This is a genomic window from Saliphagus sp. LR7 (assembly GCF_003344565.1).
Classification (GTDB): domain Archaea; phylum Halobacteriota; class Halobacteria; order Halobacteriales; family Natrialbaceae; genus Saliphagus; species Saliphagus infecundisoli.
Map to the genome: position 1 here is coordinate 1 of NZ_QPND01000057.1, position 2,358 is coordinate 2,358.

Here is a 2,358-nt window from a genome sequence, read left to right on the forward strand (position 1 = left end):
CTGCCGCGGGGTTCACCGGAGCTGAACCCCGCGGAGGACTGCTGGAAGAAGCTCAATCAGGTACTCGGTAACCGCCTGTTCGACTCACTGGACGAACTTCAGGATGCCGCGCTCGCTGCACTCGACAGCATCAATCCACCAAATATCTTTACGTATTTATGTCCGTGAGTATAAATTGAGGCGCTAAGGCCCCTTCCTCAACGAGCGACCAAAGGGAGCGAGTAGGGAGGGGATACAGCGCCGTACAGTTCTCAAACGTGTTCGGTAGCCGGCCCGCAGGCCCACGCCATCGGTATCTCTATAGGTATTTACCTCGTAGATACACCCAATGGATCGGTACGAGGTCGAAGGACACGAAGTCCTCGAAACAGAAGCCAAACCATCCGGCAACGGCGCGCACGTCTACGTCCCAAAAACGTGGGCCGGCGCGACCGTCAAGGTCGTCCGCGTCACCGATCCATCCGACGACGAGTAGACCATGCGCTACAACTACAGGTATCGACTCAAACCCACCGACGAACTCCACGAGCGGTTAGCGTGGACCGTCGATACCTGCCGACAGGTCTACAACCACTTCCTTCACCGACTCAACCGAGTAGATGGAACCTCCGCCTACTCCGAACAGTCGCTCCTCCCCGACCTCAAGAATTGGTGGACCGAGTTGAAGCAAGTCCACTCGAAAGTGCTACAGAAGGTCGTACAACGGCTGTACGACAACCTTTCAACGCTGAAGGGACGGAAGGACAACGGCTACCGCGTCGGCGAACTCAAGTGGAAGGCCCCACAGGAATATTGCTCGATCAGGTACAGCCAAACCGGCTTCGAACTCAACAACACGAGTGGCCGTACTGTGCTTTCTCTTTCCAAAATCGGCGATATTCCGATAGTCTACCACCGCGAGGTTCCCGACGACGCCACGATCAAAGAGGTCGTCGTCAAGCAGGAACCGACCGGCGAGTGGTTCGCCGTTCTCGGGATCGAAATCGAGGGCAACGCACCGTCGAAACCGGATACGCTCGAGAAGTGTGTCGGGATCGACGTAGGCATCCTGAAGTACGCTCACGACACCGACGGAACAGCCGTCGAACGTCCCGACCTTTCAGACGAACGCGACCGACTCGAGCGCGAGCAACGAACGCTCTCGCGCAAAGAGTACGGCTCGAACAACTACGAGAAGCAACGCCGTCGCGTTGCCGAGTGCCACGCCGACCTGCAACGGAAGCGTCGGGACTTCTTGCACAAACTCTCGAACTACTACGCTCGCGAGTACGAACTCGTAGCGGTCGAAGATCTCGACGCGAAGGGGTTGATGGAACTCTCGTCGAACAGCCGCAACCGCGCCGGAGCGGCGTGGGGTACGTTCCTCCGGATGCTTGAGTACAAGTGCGAACGCGAAGGGACGCACTTCGTTGCTGTCGCTCCGGCCGGAACGACCAAGGAGTGTGCGGCCTGCGGTGTCTCGACCGACAAACCGGTGTGGGTCCGCGAGCACTCGTGCCCCTCGTGCGGGTTCACCGCCGACAGGGACTGGAATGCGGCCTACAACATCTTAGTACGGGGACTGAAGCACGTAGGGACGGGCTGTCCCGAATCAACGCCTGCGGAGACTGCGCTCCCTACGGGAACCGATTCGGTTCCTGCAAAGCGCGTCGTGGAAACAGGAAGCCCCACCCTCATGGAGCGAACGGCGTCTGCCGTGAGCGAGTAGGGTGGGGAAGAAGTCACTACCTCTGGGGTCCAACCGATGGCTATGTCGCGCAAGGCGAGGTTCGAACTGTATCGGGACACGGCCGACGAGTGGCGGTGGCGACTCGTCGTCTCGAACGGCAACATCATCGCGGACAGCGGGGAGGGATACGCCTCGAAACAGGGGGCTCAGCGGGGGATTCGGAGCGTGAAAGCCAGCGCTCCGGATGCGGAGATCGTCGTATCGGAGTGATCCGGCCGGAGTGATGCCGTTCCCGCCCATCACGGCGTGGTCGGGTCCGGTCTGCGTCCGATTCGGTACAGGCGATCCAGCCTCGAGCGCTCGTCACCGGCGGCGTTGGAGTCCTCGGCCCTCGTTAACCCGATATCCGTCCGAAACGCGTTCGTCAGGCGATCTCGACGCCGATCTCGTCCCTTCCCGCCGAATCGCGTAGACGACGGATACAGCGCTCCTCGCCGGCAGTTCGGGCGGGCTGTGCGTTATCTTGTGGTTTTTGAGTGGTCGTCGGATGTGTTCGAGTACCACCGATGACACGAATTAAGCGGAAGCCCACGACTTCAGTCGTGGGTCTAAGCGGTAGGCAGAGACTCGAAACCGCAAGACTTAGGCACTCTGAGGCCGTTTATGAGTCTAACTCGACTGGGAAAACT

Annotated in this window: 3 protein-coding genes and 1 pseudogene; all 4 read left to right on the plus strand. The window is 59.7% G+C overall.

Features of this window, described 5'->3' with window-relative positions; translation table 11 throughout:
* Positions 1-168: pseudogene (locus DVH23_RS23050) on the plus strand (IS630 family transposase); the annotation flags it as partial.
* 160 nt (positions 169-328) lie between these two features.
* Entirely contained in the window at positions 329-475 is a 147-nt protein-coding gene (locus DVH23_RS23055) for a DUF2080 family transposase-associated protein (protein WP_114579675.1), read from the plus strand.
* A gap of 3 nt (positions 476-478) precedes the next feature.
* Positions 479-1,708 (plus strand): RNA-guided endonuclease TnpB family protein, encoded by a 1,230-nt coding sequence (locus tag DVH23_RS23060; RefSeq protein WP_114579676.1) that lies wholly within the window; start codon positions 479-481, stop codon positions 1,706-1,708.
* 42 nt (positions 1,709-1,750) lie between these two features.
* Entirely contained in the window at positions 1,751-1,939 is a 189-nt protein-coding gene (locus DVH23_RS23065; protein ID WP_114579677.1) for an HVO_2922 family protein, read from the plus strand.
* The last annotated feature ends 419 nt before the right edge of the window (positions 1,940-2,358 follow it).